The sequence below is a fragment of the Streptomyces sp. CBMA123 genome (assembly GCF_014596465.1).
Lineage (GTDB): Bacteria > Actinomycetota > Actinomycetes > Streptomycetales > Streptomycetaceae > Kitasatospora.
Map to the genome: position 1 here is coordinate 1 of NZ_MECK01000125.1, position 15,249 is coordinate 15,249.

At 74.2% G+C, this 15,249-nt stretch carries 17 protein-coding genes and 1 pseudogene; 8 read left to right on the forward strand and 10 right to left on the reverse strand.

All coding sequences use genetic code 11. The features are described from left to right. The 3 genes from BG452_RS16465 to BG452_RS16475 all read left to right on the forward strand — a co-directional run. Positions 1–180 (forward strand): hypothetical protein (locus BG452_RS16465; RefSeq protein ID WP_188305053.1); only part of this gene is annotated, 180 nt, incomplete at its 5' end. A 134-nt stretch (positions 181–314) separates the two neighbouring features. Further along, a complete protein-coding gene (locus BG452_RS16470; protein WP_188305054.1) occupies positions 315–1,121 on the forward strand; it encodes a thioredoxin domain-containing protein in 807 nt (268 codons plus the stop codon). Between the two features lie 91 nt (positions 1,122–1,212). Beyond that, positions 1,213–1,860 (forward strand): vitamin K epoxide reductase family protein, encoded by a 648-nt coding sequence (locus BG452_RS16475; RefSeq protein WP_188305055.1) that lies wholly within the window; start codon positions 1,213–1,215, stop codon positions 1,858–1,860. A 15-nt stretch (positions 1,861–1,875) separates the two neighbouring features. Here BG452_RS16475 and BG452_RS16480 read toward each other — a convergent pair whose 3' ends face one another. From BG452_RS16480 to BG452_RS16495, 4 genes are all read right to left on the reverse strand, one after another. Next, a complete protein-coding gene (locus tag BG452_RS16480) occupies positions 1,876–2,376 on the reverse strand; it encodes an NUDIX domain-containing protein (protein WP_188305056.1) in 501 nt (166 codons plus the stop codon). A gap of 104 nt (positions 2,377–2,480) precedes the next feature. Then, positions 2,481–3,554, reverse strand: a complete 1,074-nt coding sequence (locus BG452_RS16485; RefSeq protein ID WP_188305057.1) for a serine hydrolase domain-containing protein — start codon at positions 3,552–3,554, stop codon at positions 2,481–2,483. Between the two features lie 81 nt (positions 3,555–3,635). After that, positions 3,636–4,151 carry a GNAT family N-acetyltransferase gene (locus BG452_RS16490; RefSeq protein ID WP_188305058.1) on the reverse strand — a complete coding sequence of 172 codons (516 nt, stop codon included), beginning with the start codon at positions 4,149–4,151 and terminating at the stop codon, positions 3,636–3,638. A 24-nt stretch (positions 4,152–4,175) separates the two neighbouring features. Continuing rightward, a complete protein-coding gene (locus tag BG452_RS16495) occupies positions 4,176–4,568 on the reverse strand; it encodes an ankyrin repeat domain-containing protein (protein WP_188305059.1) in 393 nt (130 codons plus the stop codon). Between the two features lie 420 nt (positions 4,569–4,988). On the opposite strand from BG452_RS16495, the gene BG452_RS16500 reads away from it, so the two are divergent. The 3 genes from BG452_RS16500 to BG452_RS16510 all read left to right on the forward strand — a co-directional run bounded on the left by BG452_RS16500 (position 4,989) and on the right by BG452_RS16510 (position 7,557). Then, positions 4,989–5,183 carry a hypothetical protein gene (locus BG452_RS16500; protein WP_188305060.1) on the forward strand — a complete coding sequence of 65 codons (195 nt, stop codon included), beginning with the start codon at positions 4,989–4,991 and terminating at the stop codon, positions 5,181–5,183. A gap of 111 nt (positions 5,184–5,294) precedes the next feature. After that, the gene (locus BG452_RS16505; RefSeq protein ID WP_188305061.1) at positions 5,295–6,905 is read left to right on the forward strand and encodes a hypothetical protein; all 1,611 of its coding nucleotides are present in this window, start codon (positions 5,295–5,297) and stop codon (positions 6,903–6,905) included. 277 nt (positions 6,906–7,182) lie between these two features. Beyond that, on the forward strand, positions 7,183–7,557 hold the full coding sequence (locus BG452_RS16510) for an RNA polymerase-binding protein RbpA (RefSeq protein ID WP_188305062.1): 375 nt from the start codon (positions 7,183–7,185) through the stop codon (positions 7,555–7,557). A gap of 207 nt (positions 7,558–7,764) precedes the next feature. On the opposite strand, the gene fxsA is transcribed toward BG452_RS16510, so the two are convergent. The 5 genes from fxsA to BG452_RS16535 form a co-directional block, all read right to left on the reverse strand. Continuing rightward, complete coding sequence (fxsA, locus tag BG452_RS16515; RefSeq protein WP_317621079.1) at positions 7,765–8,334, reverse strand: FxsA family membrane protein; 570 nt, start codon at positions 8,332–8,334, stop codon at positions 7,765–7,767. A 55-nt stretch (positions 8,335–8,389) separates the two neighbouring features. Further along, entirely contained in the window at positions 8,390–10,042 is a 1,653-nt protein-coding gene (gene lnt / locus BG452_RS16520) for an apolipoprotein N-acyltransferase (protein WP_188305063.1), read from the reverse strand. A 152-nt stretch (positions 10,043–10,194) separates the two neighbouring features. Next, the gene (locus tag BG452_RS16525) at positions 10,195–10,647 is read right to left on the reverse strand and encodes an N-acetyltransferase (RefSeq protein WP_188305064.1); all 453 of its coding nucleotides are present in this window, start codon (positions 10,645–10,647) and stop codon (positions 10,195–10,197) included. A gap of 41 nt (positions 10,648–10,688) precedes the next feature. Then, positions 10,689–12,296 (reverse strand): amidohydrolase, encoded by a 1,608-nt coding sequence (locus BG452_RS16530; RefSeq protein ID WP_188305065.1) that lies wholly within the window; start codon positions 12,294–12,296, stop codon positions 10,689–10,691. Positions 12,297–12,346: 50 nt separating this feature from the next. After that, positions 12,347–12,787, reverse strand: coding sequence for an Lrp/AsnC family transcriptional regulator (locus BG452_RS16535; RefSeq protein ID WP_030058365.1), 441 nt, complete (start codon positions 12,785–12,787; stop codon positions 12,347–12,349). Positions 12,788–13,017: 230 nt separating this feature from the next. On the opposite strand from BG452_RS16535, the gene BG452_RS16540 reads away from it, so the two are divergent. Continuing rightward, positions 13,018–13,518 carry a hypothetical protein gene (locus BG452_RS16540; protein WP_188305066.1) on the forward strand — a complete coding sequence of 167 codons (501 nt, stop codon included), beginning with the start codon at positions 13,018–13,020 and terminating at the stop codon, positions 13,516–13,518. 124 nt (positions 13,519–13,642) lie between these two features. Here the strand turns inward: BG452_RS16540 and BG452_RS16545 are convergent, their stop codons facing one another. After that, positions 13,643–14,806, reverse strand: coding sequence for an acyl-CoA dehydrogenase family protein (locus tag BG452_RS16545; protein WP_188305067.1), 1,164 nt, complete (start codon positions 14,804–14,806; stop codon positions 13,643–13,645). Positions 14,807–15,017: 211 nt separating this feature from the next. On the opposite strand from BG452_RS16545, the pseudogene BG452_RS16550 reads away from it, so the two are divergent. Next, positions 15,018–15,249 (forward strand): annotated as a pseudogene (locus BG452_RS16550) (hypothetical protein); the annotation flags it as partial.

A 15,249-nucleotide genomic window follows, 5' to 3' on the forward strand; every position in this document is an offset into this window, starting at 1 on the left:
CTGCGCCAGTCGCCGGCCCGCGCGCTGCGGGCGCTGCTCCTCCTGCTGCTCCCCGCTCCGGTGCGCCCGGTGCTGCGGGTGCCGCTGCCGGTGGCGGACCACGAGCGGCCGCGCCGCGAGGACGTGGTGCTGAGCCCGGCTCCCCGGCGGGGTCCGCCGGTCTTCGCGCCTGCCTGCTGAGCGCGTACCCCGCTTCGTCAAGCACGGTTCCGTACGCCCCAGGCAGTGCGCACGACTCCCGCGTCACTTGCCCCGCCGCACCCGGTGCGGCCACTCGCGCGCACCCGCGCGCCGCGTACAGGAGTTGACTCCCCATGGCTCAGGACAAGAACAAGAAGCGCATCAGCGCCCGCGAGCGCATCCAGGAGGCGCAGCGCCGCGAGCAGCAGACCGCCAAGCGCCGTCAGCGGATCGTCGTGGCGGTATCCGCCGTCGTCGTGCTCGCCCTGGCGGGCGGTGTGGCGCTCGCGGTGAACACGGGCTCGAAGAACGACGACAAGGGGTCCGCGGCCGCGTCCTCGGCCCCGCTGGTCGTCCCGGCCAACGCGACCGGCCCGGACGGCACGGTGATCACCTACGGCAAGGCCGACGCCCCGCACACCATGGAGGTCTACGAGGACTTCCGCTGCCCGGTCTGCAAGCACTTCGAGACGGCGAACGGCCAGACCGTCAAGGAGCTGACCCAGGACGGCCGGATCAAGGTGGAGTTCCACCTGGCCGCCTTCCTGGACAAGAACCTGGGCGGCAAGGGCTCGCGCACCGCGCTGGCCGCGGCCGGGGCCGCGCTGAACGAGGGCGTGGACAAGTTCAAGGCCTTCCATGACGTGCTGTACGCCAACCAGCCGGACGAGCGCAGCGACGCCTTCGGTGACGTCAACCACCTGCTGGACCTGGCCGGCCAGGTGCCCGGTCTGAAGACGGACGCCTTCGTGAAGGCCGTCACCGACAAGACCTACGCGCCGTGGGCGGCGAAGGTGGCCGACGCGTTCAACGACAGCGGGGTGACCGGCACCCCGACGGTCAAGGTGGACGGCAAGACGATCAACCTGTTCGCGGGCAACTCCACCGCGACGCCCGAGCAGTTCACCGCCCAGGTCAAGCAGGCCGCCGGCCTGCAGTAGGCCGCACCCCACCGCACCGCACGGCACCACCGGCCCGGCCGAACTCCCGGCCGGGCCGGCTCCTCCCAGCCAGCCACCGGAGTGTGCTGTCATGACCGCGACCACCGTGCACCTCTCCCCTCCCACCCCCGACGCCGCCGGCCGGGCCCCGATCGGCGCGAGCCGGGCCCTCGCCCTGCTGCTGCTCCTCGGCGGACTGGTCGGGCTGGCCGCCTCGGCCGTCCTGACCTTCGACAAGCTCCGCATCCTGGAGAACCCGTCGTACGTCCCCAGCTGCAACATCAATCCGGTGATCAGCTGCGGCTCGGTGATGCGCACCGAGCAGGCGGAGGTCCTCGGCTTCCCCAACCCGCTGCTCGGACTGGCCGCCTTCGGCGCACTGGCGGCGATCGGGGCGGGGCTGCTGGCCGGGGCCGCCTACCGGCGCTGGTTCTGGCTGGGCCTGCACGCCGGGACGGCCCTGGGCGTGGTGTTCGTGCACTGGCTGGTCGACCAGGCGCTGTACGACATCGGCGCGCTCTGCCCCTACTGCATGGTGGTGTGGGCGACGGTGGTGGTGCTGTTCTGGTACACCACCCTGCACAACCTGCGCACGGGCGTGATCCCGGTCGGGCCCAGGATGCGGACGGTCGCCCGGGAGGCGGCGCGCTACCACTGGGCACTGCCGGTGCTGTGGGCGGCGGTGATCGCGCTGCTGGTGCTCAACCGGTTCTGGTACTACTGGAGCACCCTGCTCTGACCAGCCGGAACGGGCTCACCCCAGGTACCCCGCCGAGTGCAGCAGCGTCACGGCGCCGGTCCGCCGGGCCTCCAGGGCCCCGGTGAGCCGGCGCGCCGCGCAGGGGTGCAGCAGGGCGGCCGCCCGGGCGGGGCTGAAGTAGCCGTGGCCGGCGATCTCCTCGGCCTGCAGCCGGACCACCGTGCCCGGTTCGACCGCGCCGCCGTCGAACATGAAGTGCACGGCGGGGTGGGCGTGTTCGCCCTGGTCGGGGATCGCCTCGCGCCACTCCACCACCAGCAGCCGCAGTTCGCCCGCCAACAGCCCGGTCTCCTCGCGCAGTTCGCGGGCCGCGCACTCGGCGGGCCCCTCCCCCGGGTCCATTCCGCCGCCGGGGAACTGCCACTGGTCGCGGTAACTCGCCTTCAGCAGCAGGACCTTGCCGTCCTCGCCGGTGAGCAGCACGCTGCACCCGACGTAGGCGCGCACTATCCCGGCAAGCCACTCCTGTTCCGAGAGTGCCCAGGTCTCCGTCATCGCGCCTCCTTCGCCGGCCGCTCCCCGTCGCGGCCACTCTGCCGCAATCACCGCCGCATGAAAGGTGGTTCGTACCTAATCCACCCGATCGGGTGCCGGACCTGTCAGCCGAAGACCGCCCGCCGGAAGGCGTTGCGCAGGTCGGTGAGCGACTGGGTGACCCTGCTGTGGTGCACCTGGTTGGTGAGCAGCAGGGCCCAGCGGCCGAGCCGGCGGGAGACCCAGATGCCGGTGCCGGTGAAGCCGTAGTGGACGAAGGTGCCCTCGGCCGGCTCGGTGCCGGCGGCGTACAGCCAGGAGAGGCCGCGGGCGGGGGCCAGGCCGCCGGTCTGCTCGCGCAGCGACTCGCCGATCCACGGTTCGCCCCACGGGAGTCGGGGCGGCGGGGCGAGCAGGGCGGTGAGGAAGCGGGCGAGGTCGCGGGCGGTGGAGAAGGCGCCGGCATTGCCGGAGACGCCGCCGAGCAGCCGGGCGGAGGGGTCGTGCACGACGCCGCGCAGGTGGGCGCCGGTCGGCTCGTGGTACTCGGTGGGCGCCGTCCGGGCCGCCTCCGCGGCGCCGAGCGGCCCGTACCGGGTGTCGGTCATGCCGAGCGGCCGCCAGGCCCAGCGGGCGGCGAGTTCGTCCAGCGGCGCGCCGCCGAGGTCCTCGACGAGGTAGGTGAGCAGCACGGCGGCGCGGTCGGTGTACTCGACGGCAACCCCCGGCGCCCGGTGCAGCGGGGCGGCGAGCACCCCGGCCCGGATCGCGGCCGGCTCCCGTCCGTAGAGCTGCTCGAAGCGGGTGTACGGGAGCATCCCGGCGGTGTGGGCGAGGAGTTGACGGACCGTCACGACACCGACCGGATGCCCGTCGGCGGGCTGCCAGCAGCGGCCGAGCGGTTCGTCCAGCGGCAGCCGGCCGGACTGCCAGAGCACCCCGGCACAGGGCCAGAGCGCCACGATCTTGGTGAGGCTGGCGAGGTCGTACCGGGTGCCCGGCCCCGGCGTCAGCCGCGCGTACGGGCCCTGCCCGAGCGTGCCGTGGCTGCCGCCGCCGAGCGTGCCCCCGGCGTCGCCGACGGCCCAGACGGCGCCCGCGCCGACGGTGCGCGCACCCTCCCGGACCAGCCGGTCCAGCTCCCCGCCCGGCGCGGCCAGGGCGGGGAGGCGTTCGGCTCCGGGCGGTTGGTGGCTCATCGGTCGCTCCCCTCGGTCCGGCGCGGGGAACCTACCCGGCGCGACGGCCGCTCAGACCGGCGCGACGCGGACCGGCACCGCTCAGGCCGCCGCGGCGACCTCCTTGCCGAGGCAGATGCTCTGCGGGTGGTCCTTGTACATGCCGTACTTGCGGATCGCGACGTAGCCCTCGGAGCCGTACAGCGCGACGGCCTCGGGCTGCTCGGTGCCGGTCTCCAGGATGAGGCGGGTGCGGCCGGCCTCGACGGCGGCCTCCTCCAGCCGGTGCAGCACCGCCCGGGCCAGGCCCCGGCCGCGGGCGTCGGGGATGACGAACATCCGCTTCAGCTCGGCGTCGCCGTCACGCAGCCCGTCCAGGCCGCCCTGCTTGGCCCGCCAGCCGCCGCAGGCGACCGGGCGGCCGTCCAGGTAGGCGATCAGGAACAGACCGGACGGCGCCTCGAAGTCCTCAGCGCGCATCACCGTGTCGTCCGGGCCGCCGTAGCGGCGGACGTACTCCTGCTGCACCTCCGCCGACAGGGCCTGTGCGTCGGGGTGGGCGTACCCGGTGATGCGGAACTCGACGGTGCCGGTGGCCTCGGTGGTGGTGCTCTCCATGGAGGAAGAGCCTACGGCGTCGGCTCAGCGACCCTCGAACCGGGCGAGCAGCTCGGTCTTGCCGAACATCGCGGCGGCGTCGACGGCGGACGGGACCCCGGCCCGGGGGTCGGCTCCGCCGGCGAGCAGGGCGTCGACGACGTCCGCGCCGCCCTTGAAGACGGCTCCGGCCAGCGGGGTCTGGCCCTTGTCGTTGGCGCGGTTCGGGTCGGCGCCGCGCTGGAGCAGGGCTTCGACGGTGCCGGCGTGGCCGTGGTAGGCGGCCAGCATCACGAGGGTGTCACCGCTGCCGTTGGTGAGGTCCGCGGAGACGCCCGCGTCCAGGGCGGCGGCCAGGGTGGCGGTGTCTCCGGCGCGGGCGGCGTCGAAGAGCTTCCCGGCGAGCGCGATCACCTCGGCGTCGGGGGCATCGGTCATGGCAGGGCTGCCTTTCCTGTGGGCCGGTCCGGTGGGCCGGCGGGGGCCGGTGCGTACCGCACCGTAGCGGCCGGCGCCGGCCCGGGCCAGCGGGCGTCCGGATTCCGGACGGCGGCCACGCCGGTACGGGCGCGGTACGACGTGCGGCCGCGCGGGTCGCGAAGCCATTCGAGCGAACTTCCCGGACCCCCCGGAAACTTCCCACCCACCCCCCGGGAATGCCTCGCGGCACCGATTCCACGCGGCGGCCACCCGGCCCGGGGCCCCACCCCGCCCGGTTCGCATACCGCCGTCCGGCCGCCGGCGCGGCATCGGGCGACAGAACCACCCATTTGCGGCGTTCCGTCATCTATTACTTTTTGTCACGATTAGGGCACTTTAAGTAACACTGTCCCCCGTCCCCCTCCCCGAGGAGCAGAAGTGATCCTCTCGATTTCCGGCATCGTCCTGTTCGGCACCATCGCCTTTCTGTTCTTCCGCAGGGACGGACTGAAGGTTTCCCACGCCATCGTCTGCGCCCTCTTCGGCTTCTACGTCGCCGGCTCCTCGATCGCCCCGAGCATCACCGCCGGCGGCGCCAGCCTGGCGAGCCTGCTCGGCGGCCTCCGCTTCTAGGCGGCGCCTCTCCCCCACCGGCCCGGGCGCGGATCCCACCGCCCCGGGCCCCGTCGTACCACGAGCAGTCCCCCTCACCCCACCCGTCCCACTCGCCCGGGGAGTCACGCAATGCCGCTCCACCGCCATCTCAGCAAGGGCCGCGAGATCGCCCGAACCGCCGGGGACCACGCCACCGACATGTTCGCCCCGCTCAGCGTGATCGGCCGCGGGCTGCGCCACCACGCCGGCTGGGCCAGGGACCGCTGGCAGGCCACCCCGAAGGAGCGCCGCGGCCCGACGCTGTTCCTGTCCGCCGCCATGCTGATCGGCATCTACCTGCTGCCGCACGGCCTGCTGTTCGCGCTGGTCGCCCTGATGGCCAGCTCCGCCTGGGCCGGCCGGGCCCCCAAGGCGGCGCCCGCCGCGCCCGCGCCCGACGTCGCCGACATCAAGCTCGGCGCCCTCTACTCGGCACTCACGCCGTACCTGTGCGGGCCCGAGGACGCCAACCCGCTGTACCACTTCGAGGGCGAGTACAAGAACGCCTTCAGCGCCTGGGAGTTCGACGGCGATGGCCGGCTGTCCCGGCTGGAGCTGACCTACCCCGCGTACTTCACCGACACCGAGCCCGCCGCCCGGGCCCGGATCGAGCAGGTCGTCCAGGGCAAGGCCGGGCGGGCCCGGGAGTACCGCTTCGACTGGGACGAGGAGTCCAACCGGCTGCGGATCACCGCACTGGCCCCGCTGCCCACCGACATCGCCGCCCAGCGCTTCGTCGCCGCCCCGGGCGAGATCGTGCTCGGCTTCACCGACGAGGACGGCACCGCCCGCACCATCCCGGTCACCCAGGGCGGCGCCACCGCCCAGCAGCCCCCGGTGATCTGGCGCACCGGCCCGCGCTCCTCCGAACCGCACCTGCTGGCCCTCGGCGTCACCGGCTACGGCACCTCCAGCCTGATCCGCTCGATCGCGCTCCAGGCGCTCCCGTACGGCGACCTGGTGGTGATCGACGGCGCCGGCACGGGCGAGCACGCCTGCCTGGTCAACCGGCCCGGCGTGCACACCGTGGAGACCAGCCTGCACGGCGCGCTGGCCGCGCTGGAGTGGGCCGTCCAGGAGACCGAGCGCCGGCTCGCCGCGCTGAACGCCGCCCGGCACACCGGCAGCGCCCTGCCCGAGGACCTCACCCGGCCGCTGTGGCTGCTGCTGGACCACCCGACCGAGCTGGGCGAACTCGCCCACGCCGAGGGCCGCCCCGACCCCCAGGAACTGCTGGAGCTGCCGCTGCGGCACGGCCGGGCCGCCCGGGTCACCGTGGTGATCGCCGACGACGTCGAGGCCCGGGACCGGATCACCCCGACCGTCCGGGCCACCACCCGGGCCCGGGTGCTGCTCGGCCCCGCCGGGCCCGAGGAGGGCCACGCCGCGCTCGGCGCGCCGCTGGACATCGTGCCCGCCGCGCTCGCCCCGGTCGGCCGCGGCTACGCCCGGATCGGCAACGGCACCCCGCTCCGGCTCCAGGTGCCCGCCACCGTCGACCCGCTGGACGAGGACGCCCCGGCCCAGCTCCGGGACGCGGTGATCGCCCTGCTCCCGCACCGGGACACCCGCACCGAACCGGCCTCCGAGGCCCCGCCGCGCCCGGACCGCCCGCCGGTCGCCCCGGCGGACGCCCCGCCCGCCCGACCGGTCGACCTCGGCAAGACCGAGCCGATGATCCGTTCCCGACCGATCTCCTGACCGCCCGGAAACCGGGGGCGGCGGGCGCCGCGGAATCCCGTCCCGGTACGCTCGTCACAGAAAGCCCCCACGATCACCGGATGTGAAATAGGTGACACCCGGGGTGATATCACCGGCCAGATGTGACAAATCGGGCGGCGGTGGGTACAAACAGGGACGGCACTACAGACGACGCATGTCCCGGGACGGGAATCTTCGTCGGAAGCCGAGCGTTGACCGAACGACGAAGAACAGCGACCACTAGTCCTGTGGGCCATAAGCCCGGGAGGCACGATTCATGAGCGAGCGAGCTCTCCGCGGCACGCGACTCGGGGCCACTAGCTACGAGACCGACCGTGGTATCGATCTGGCTCCCCGCCAGACCGTCGAGTACGCATGTCAGAACGGACACCGATTCGAGGTTCCTTTCTCGGTCGAGGCGGAGATCCCCCAGGCCTGGGAATGCCGCTTCTGCGGCCAGGAGGCGGTACTCCTCGACGGTGAAGAGCCGGAGGAGAAGAAGACCAAGCCCACGCGCACCCATTGGGACATGCTGATGGAGCGCCGGACGCGCGAGGAGCTGGAGGAGGTGCTGGCCGAACGGCTGGCCGTGCTCCGCTCCGGCGGGATGAACCTCGCGGTGCACCCGCGGGACACCCGTAAGAGCGCCTGACACATCTCGCTCCCGCCGTGCGCGGGAGGACGCGAAAAGGGGCCCTGGTCACCAGGGCCCCTTTCGCGTTGTCCGCTCGGCGTCGTTGTGCGCTCGGCGTGCCGTGCGCGCACCTGGGGGCCGTACGCACACCCGTGGGCCGCACGTACGGCTGTGGGCCGCCCGACATCGGGCGGCCCACAGGTGTGTTCGCGGTTCCGTTCGCGGTCAGCCGTCGATCGGCGGGCGGTAGCCGGTGTCCGGGCCCTGCGGGCCGGTCTCCGGGTCCACCACCTGGCCCTGGATGACCTTGCCGTCCGGGCGGTGGATGCGCAGCTGCTCCTGCAGCCGCATCGCGTCCGCGAACGCGTCGGTGCCGGCCGTGGAGGTGCTGCGCATCGCCTTGTCCGCGACCCGGCGGCCGGCCGCCCGCCACAGCGCCCTGGTGGGCGGGAACAGCAGGGTCAGGGCGACCAGGTCGGACAGGAAACCGGGGATGATCAGCAGCAGCCCGGCCAGTACGGTCAGGCTGGTGCCGGTCTCCGGCTGCTGGGACTGCGGGTTCTTGCTCTGCTCGATCGCCGCCGACAGCGCCTTCAGCCCGGCCCGCTTGATCAGCGAGCCGCCGATCACACCGCCGGCGATGAGCAGCAGCAGGACGACGAAGCCGCCCAGCCACGAGCCCACCAGGACCAGCAGCCAGATCTCCAGCACCAGCCAGGCGGTGATCAGCAGCGGCAGCACCCGGCGGAGCCTGCTACGCGGGACCGGACGGGCGGGGGTAGCTTGCTGGGTCACGGTACGAATCCACTCCAAGCGGTGCTCTGCGCGCCGCACGGGAGATCCGGGCCGGCTACGGCACCACCTGGTCCAACGATTCCCCGGCGGCCGGTGTTCCGTCCACGGCCCTGTCCACGGCCTTCTTGCGGCGGCCGAGCAGCACGGCGGCGGCGCAGGCCAGCAGGCCTCCGACGGCCAGCGTCCACTCCGGGGCCGCGCCGACCCGGTCGGCGACGGTGGTGCCGTCGCGCAGCGGGACGGTGGCGGACAGCTCGGCCGGGGTCAGCTCCGCGGTGCGCTGCTCCACGGTGCCGTCCGGGGCGATCACCGCGCTGATGCCGCTGGTGGCGGCGATCAGGACGGACCGGCCGTGCTCCACCGCGCGCAGCCGGCTCATCGCGAGCTGCTGCTCCGGCTGGCCGGTCTTGGCGTAGGTCGCGTTGTTGGTCTGGACCACCAGGACGCGGGCGCCGCTGTCCACGGTGTCCCGGACGATCTCGTCGTAGGCCACCTCGAAGCAGATCACGTCGCCGATCCGCGCCGGGCCGAGCTGCATCACACCGTTGTGGTCGCCGGGGTAGAAGTCCCGGGCGACCCGCTGGAGGCGGGTGACCACCTTCATCAACTGGGCGCGGAACGGCACGTACTCGCCGAACGGGACGGGGTGCTGCTTGGTGTACGAGGCGCCGGGGCCGGTGACCGGGTCCCAGACGATGCCCTCGTTCTGGACGTGCTGGGCGTCCGGGCCGTCCACCAGGGTGCCGACCAGGGTGGGCACACCGACGGCCTGGACCGCCTCGTCGATGCGCTGGCGGGCCAGCGGGTCGCTGAACGGGTCGAGGTCGGAGGAGTTCTCCGGCCAGATCACCACGTCGGGCCGCGGCACCTTGCCGGCCCGGACGTCGGCGGCGAGCCGCTCGGTGGCCGAGGCGTGGTTGTTGAGCACCATCATCGGGCGGCCGAGGAAGTCCATGCCCGGGTTGGGCACGTTGCCCTGGACGATGGCGACCTTCACGGTGTCGGCCGCAGCGGTGGGCACCGGGACGAGGTAGCCGGCCAGCAGCGCGGCCACCGCGCCCAGCGCCGCCAGCGCGGCCGCCTTCGGGGCCCGGCCCGGCCCGCGCACGCGCAGCGCGGCCCAGGCGAGCAGGGTGCCGGAGAGCGCGACGGCGAAGGTCACCAGCGGAGCGCCGCCGAGCGCGGCCAGCGGGGTGTACGGGGTGGCGGTGTTGGCGAAGGCGAGCCGGCCCCAGGGGAAGCCGCCGAGCGGCAGCCGGTCGCGCGCCCACTCCTGGGTGACCCACAGCGCGGCCGCCCAGAACGCCCAGCCGGGCAGCCGGGAGGTGAGCGCCAGCGCCCCGCCGAGCAGGGCCAGGAACAGCGCCTCGATCACGGACAGGCCGACGGTGGCGTCCCAGCCGACCACCCGCAGCCAGCTGAGCAGCATCAGGAAGAACGGCAGCCCGAAGGCGAAGCCCGTCCAGGCGCCCTGGCGGAAGGTGCGGCCGCGGGTGAGCAGCGAGAGCGCGGCGACGCCGAGCAGGGACAGCGGCCACAGGTCGTACGGCGGGAAGGCGAACGCCAGCAGCAGGCCGGACAGCGCGGCGAGACCGGTACGCGGCAGCCCGGCCCGGACCTTGGCGAGCGCGCGGGCGCCGCGGCCCGGGGTGGGGGCCGGGTCCTGTGGCTCGGCAGCGGTCCCGGACCGCTCCTGGGTGACGGGCATGGCCACCGGCGCACCATCTTCCTGGGGCTTGCTGTTCGGACGCTGTGCGAAGAAGGTACCCCGGAACGTCGAGGCTGCGTGAGGTCAGGGTGGTAGGCCCCTCCCCTGGCTCCTCCCCCCTGACCCCCGGCCTCCGCCCGGCCCCCGCCCGCTCAGCGCTCGGAGTAGTGGAGCCGCCCCAGCGGCCAGTGTCCGGTGAGCCAGGCGGAGACCGCGCGGTACAGCGGGGCGTCCAGGGCGGCGCGGTCGGCGCGGACCCAGGAGCTGACCGAGACCACGGACGGGTCCTCGCGGTCCGGGTAGATGTACACGCAGCCGATCACCTCGTCGCGGTCCGGCTCCAGGACGGTGTAGGTGAAGCCCCGGCGGGCCTCGAAGTCGGCGGCGTGGCGCCGCAGGTCGGCGAGGTTGTCCTCCAGGGGCATGCCGTCGGCGGGCGGCCAGCCGCGGCCGGCCCAGCCGGGGGTGGCGCGGATGTGCTCGACGCTGCCCGTCCAGGCGGCGTGGTCGGAGGCGTTGTGCCGCTCGCCCAGGGGCTCCAGACGGAACTCCGGGGCGAGCAGCTCGCGGGGGACGGTGAAGTCGGCGGGTACCAGTGTGGTCATGGCGGGCACCCTACGAGCCGGCCGCCCGCCGATCATCCGGTTTACCGCTCGTACACGGTCCGGCCGCGGACCACCGTGCGCAGGCAGACGGGCAGTTCGTGGCCGGGGGTGAGGTCGGGCAGGCCGGGGGTGCCGGAGCGCGGGTCGGTGGACCAGCCGGCCACCCGGGAGTCGGGGGCCTGGACGACCAGCTCGTCGGCGGCCCAGACCGCGTAACTGGCGACCGCGCCGGGCACCAGCACGCCGTCGTGGTCACGGCCGATCGCGCGCCAGCCGCCGCGGGTGTGGGCGGTGAAGGCGGCGCGGACCGAGATCCGGTGATCGAGGGTCCGGTGGAAGGCCGCGGCACGGACCGTGCCCCAGGGGTCGAGCGGGGTGACCGGGGCGTCCGAGCCGAAGGCCAGCGGGACCCCGGCCCGCAGCAGCGCGGCGTACGGATTGAGGACGGCGGCCCGCTCGGCGCCCAGGCGCTGCACGTACATGCCGTCCGGGCCGCCCCAGGCGGCGTCGAAGGCGGGCTGGACGGAGGCGGTGAGGCCGAGCTCGGCGAAGGCCGCGATGGCCTTGTCGTCCAGGGCCTCGGCGTGCTCGACGCGGTGGCGCAGCGCCTTGACCCGGTCGGCGCCGACCCGCTCGCCGGCCGCGCGCACGCCCTCGATCACGGCGGCCAGGGCCGCGTCGCCGATGGCGTGGAAGCCGGCCTGCAGCCCGGCCTCGGTGCAGGCGGCGACGTGGTCGGCGACCTGCTCGGCGGTCAGGTAGGCGGTGCCGGTGTGCTCGGCGTCGGCGTACGGGGTGTGCAGGCAGGCGGTGTGCGAGCCGAGCGCGCCGTCCACGAAGAGGTCGCCGCCGGCGCCCACCGCGCCGAGCCGCCGGGCGGTCTCGATGCCGCCCAACTCGCCCCAGTAGCCGTACACTTCGGGGCCCTCGCCATCGGCGGCCAGGGCCAGCAGGGCGGCCAGGTCGGCCTCCGAGGAGATCTCCGGACCGGCGCACTCGTGCAGGGCGCCGATGCCGAGTTCGGCCGCGCGGGCCAGGGTGGCACGCTGGGCGCGGCCGCGCTGCGCGGGGGTGAGGCGGGCGAGCGCGGTCCGCCGGACGGCGTGGTGGGCGTCCTTGGTGAGCGGGCCGTCGACGTCGTGGCCGGGCCGCCCGGCGAGGCCCTCGGTGAGGGTGCGCAGCGCGGTGGTGGCGAGCGCGGAGTGGACGTCGGTGCGGGAGAGGTAGAGCGCGGCGCCGCGGGCGGCCTCGTCGAGTTCGGCGAGCGTGGGCGGGCGGCCCTCGGGCCAGCCGGTCTCGTCCCAGCCGTGGCCGATCAGCACCCCGCCGTCCTCCGGCCGGGCCTCGACGAAGGCGGTGACGGCGGCCAGGGTGGCGGCCAGCGAGGGGCTGCCGGTGAGGTCGAGGCCGGTGAGCGCCAGTCCGGCGGCGGTGGCGTGCACATGGGCGTCGACGAAGGCGGGGGTGACCAGGGCGCCGTCCAGCTCGACGATCTCGTCGGCGGTCGCGGCGTACGCCTCGGCGGCGCCGTCGCTGCCGACCCAGGCGATGTGCCCGCCCTCCACGAGCATCGCGGTGGCGAAGGGATCGGCGGGGCTGTAGACGGCGCCGCCGCGCAGCAGGACGGTCCGGGAGGTGCGTTCGGTCATGCGGCTAAGTCTGCACCGTGCTTTTCGCTCCGCGGAGTCCGGTCCTGCCTTCAGAGTTTCGGAGGCCGGGCCTCGTACGGGGTGGACAGCACGACGGTGGTGCGGGTGGAGACTCCGGCGGCGCTGCGGATGCGGGCGAGCAGGTCCTCCAGGTCGCCGGGGGCGCCGACCCGCACCTTGAGGATGTAGTTCTCGTCGCCGGCGACGCTGTGACAGGCCTCGATCTCGGGCAGGCCGGCCAGCCGGTCCGGGGTGTCGTCGGGGGCGCTGGGGTCGAAGGGTTTGACCGAGATGAACGCGGTCAGCGCCAGGTCGACGGCGTCGGGGTCGATGATCGCGGTGTAGCCGCGGATCACCCCGCGCTGCTCGAGGCGGCGCACCCGCTGGTGCACCGCCGAGGTGGACAGGCCGGTGGCCTTGCCCAGGTCCGTGTAGCTCATCCGGCCGTCCTCTAGGAGCAGCTGGACGATGCGTTGGTCGAGATCCTCCACAGTGCGCAAACCTACCGGGTCGGGGGCACGGGGGGCGCACGACGGTTGCACGGGGTGGGACCGCAGGTGTCAGACGGGCATGTGCCGGGTGAATGTGGCGGCCGGTGTGGCCAAGGACACACCCGGTGCATCACGGTGCGCAACTCCGCAGGATTATGAGCCCGAGTCGGAGGGAAGTGCTGGTTGTGGCCCTGAGCGACCACGCCGGGCCCGATCCTAGGGGGATCCCCATGCCTGCTACTGACCAGCGCGTGCTGGCCACCGACGAGACCGACGAGCTGACCGGCCGCGACGACCTCGCGGTCGACCACATGCCGGGCAACGACCCCGGCGAGGCCGAGACCTGGGACATCTTCCGGGTCCACTGCCCCGAGTGCCGTCGCCCCATCGCCCTGGTGACGGACGAGGAGCAGCTGCCGCAGCACGCGCTGCTGCCCACGGCCTGGAACCCCTTCGCCCCCGCGATCTGCCCCGGCTCGGGCACCCCCACCGACGACCTGGCCGAGGTGGAGAGCCCGGAGGACGACGAACCGGCCGGGTTCGACGCGCTGTTCAAGCTCCCGAGCGGGCTCGACTGGCGCACCCAGCCGTTCTCCCACGCGCTGGTGCACCGCCCGGCACGCGGCTCGGCGACCGGCGGCGCCGCCCCGGTCAAGGCCGTCCGGCCGATCGCCGCGACCGTCCCGCTCGCCACCATCCCGGATCAGCGCCGGCGGCTCGTCCGCCGCTGACTCCCCCTGCCCGCAAGCGCGTTGACGCCCTGTCAGCACATCGCCTCCGGCCGTCACCCCGCACCCTGGAGTGACGGCCGGAGGCCGTATCGGGGAGGGCCGCGGCCCTCCGTCCAGCCCTGGCTCAGCCCTTGGTGAGGTGGCGGCCGATCACCAGGCGCTGGATCTGGTTGGTGCCCTCGACGATCTGCAGCACCTTCGCCTCGCGCATGTAGCGCTCGGCCGGGAAGTCCTGGGTGTAGCCGTAACCGCCGAGCACCTGGACGGCGTCGGTGGTCACCCGCATCACCGTGTCGGTGCAGAACAGCTTGGCCATCGCCGCCTCCTTGGAGAACGGGCGGCCCGCGTCCTTCAGCCGCGCGGCGGCGAGGTACAGCGCGCGCCCGGCCTCGATCTGGGTGGCCATGTCGGCGAGCATGAAGGACAGGCCCTGGAAATCGGCGATCGGGCGGCCGAACTGGCGCCGGGTGCGCGCGTAGTCGACCGCGAGGTCGAGCGCGGCCTGGGCGACGCCGATCGCGCAGGCCGCTATGCCGAGGCGGCCGGAGTCCAGCGCGGCGAGCGCGATCTGGAAGCCCTGGCCGTCCTCGCCGATCAACCGCTCGCGGGCCACCCGGGCGCCGTCGAAGTGCAGCTGGGCGGTCGGCGAGGAGCGCATGCCCATCTTGTGCTCCGGCGGCGCGGCCGACAGGCCCTGCTGGGTGCCGGGGACGAGCAGGCAGCTGATGCCCTTGGGGCCGTCGGCGCCGGTGCGCACCAGTGCGCTGTAGAAGTCGGCCTGCCCGCCGTGGGTGATCCACGCCTTGGTGCCGTTGACGACGTACTCGTCGCCGTCGAGGTCGGCGCGGGTGCGCAGGGCCGCCGCGTCCGATCCGGACTGCGGCTCGGAGAGGCAGTAGGCGCCGAGCTGCTCGCCGGAGAGCATGCCGGGCAGCCACTTCTCGCGCTGCTCCTCGCTGCCGAAGGTGGCCAGCGCGTGGCACGACAGCGTGTGCACGCTGACGCCGAGGCCGACGGCCAGCCAGCCGGCCGCCAGCTCCTCCAGCACCTGCAGGTACACCTCGTAGGGCTGCTCGCCGCCGCCGTACTCCTCGCCGTACGGGAGGGACAGCAGGCCGGCCTCGCCGAGGGTGCGGAAGACCTCCCGGGGGAAGCGGCCGGCCGCCTCGTCCTCCGCCGCGCGCGGCTGCAGCTCGCGCTGGACCAGGTCCCGGGTGAGGCTCAGCAGCTCGCGGGCCTCCTCGCTGGGCAGCTGGCGCTCCACGGCTTTCACGGGGGAGGGGGTCATGGCGAGGGTCGCCTCCTCGATCGGGTGCCGGCCCGGGATGGCGGGTGGTCCGGCGCGGGTGTGGCAGGTCGGCCCGACCGGCACCGGGTTGCGGTGAACGGCCGTTCACAGGCGTGGCGAAGGCGAGTATGCCCGAAACCCGCGCTGCCGTCACGACCTGCACGGATCAACTGTCCGCAGTGGTGGGCTACGGCACCGTAGGGTTGACGTTGTGGCTGCATCCGGAACCGCTCGCTCCCTTCGACCGCCCGTTCCCGTCGACGCGCCGACCGGGCGCGGGGCGACCGACGACGTCGCGGCGGCCGGTGCCGACGTCACGGCGGCGGGTGTCGACGCGCTCGGCGCGGTGGACACGGACGGCCCGGCCGAGGCGCTCGCCGCGCTGGCCGGCGAGCTGCGCGCGCTGCCGCCCTCCTGCGGGCCGGTGCGGCTGGTCGCGGTGG

Coding starts and splice junctions, on each gene's coding strand:
- BG452_RS16545 (WP_188305067.1), bottom strand. CDS start 14,806: ATGACCCCCTCCCCCGTGAAAGCCGTGGAGCGCCAGCTGCCCAGCGAG.
- BG452_RS16510 (WP_188305062.1), top strand. CDS start 7,183: ATGAGCGAGCGAGCTCTCCGCGGCACGCGACTCGGGGCCACTAGCTAC.
- BG452_RS16530 (WP_188305065.1), bottom strand. CDS start 12,296: ATGACCGAACGCACCTCCCGGACCGTCCTGCTGCGCGGCGGCGCCGTC.
- BG452_RS16525 (WP_188305064.1), bottom strand. CDS start 10,647: ATGACCACACTGGTACCCGCCGACTTCACCGTCCCCCGCGAGCTGCTC.
- BG452_RS16485 (WP_188305057.1), bottom strand. CDS start 3,554: ATGAGCCACCAACCGCCCGGAGCCGAACGCCTCCCCGCCCTGGCCGCG.
- lnt (WP_188305063.1), bottom strand. CDS start 10,042: ATGCCCGTCACCCAGGAGCGGTCCGGGACCGCTGCCGAGCCACAGGAC.
- BG452_RS16475 (WP_188305055.1), top strand. CDS start 1,213: ATGACCGCGACCACCGTGCACCTCTCCCCTCCCACCCCCGACGCCGCC.
- BG452_RS16490 (WP_188305058.1), bottom strand. CDS start 4,151: ATGGAGAGCACCACCACCGAGGCCACCGGCACCGTCGAGTTCCGCATC.
- BG452_RS16495 (WP_188305059.1), bottom strand. CDS start 4,568: ATGACCGATGCCCCCGACGCCGAGGTGATCGCGCTCGCCGGGAAGCTC.
- BG452_RS16540 (WP_188305066.1), top strand. CDS start 13,018: ATGCCTGCTACTGACCAGCGCGTGCTGGCCACCGACGAGACCGACGAG.
- BG452_RS16505 (WP_188305061.1), top strand. CDS start 5,295: ATGCCGCTCCACCGCCATCTCAGCAAGGGCCGCGAGATCGCCCGAACC.
- BG452_RS16470 (WP_188305054.1), top strand. CDS start 315: ATGGCTCAGGACAAGAACAAGAAGCGCATCAGCGCCCGCGAGCGCATC.
- BG452_RS16480 (WP_188305056.1), bottom strand. CDS start 2,376: ATGACGGAGACCTGGGCACTCTCGGAACAGGAGTGGCTTGCCGGGATA.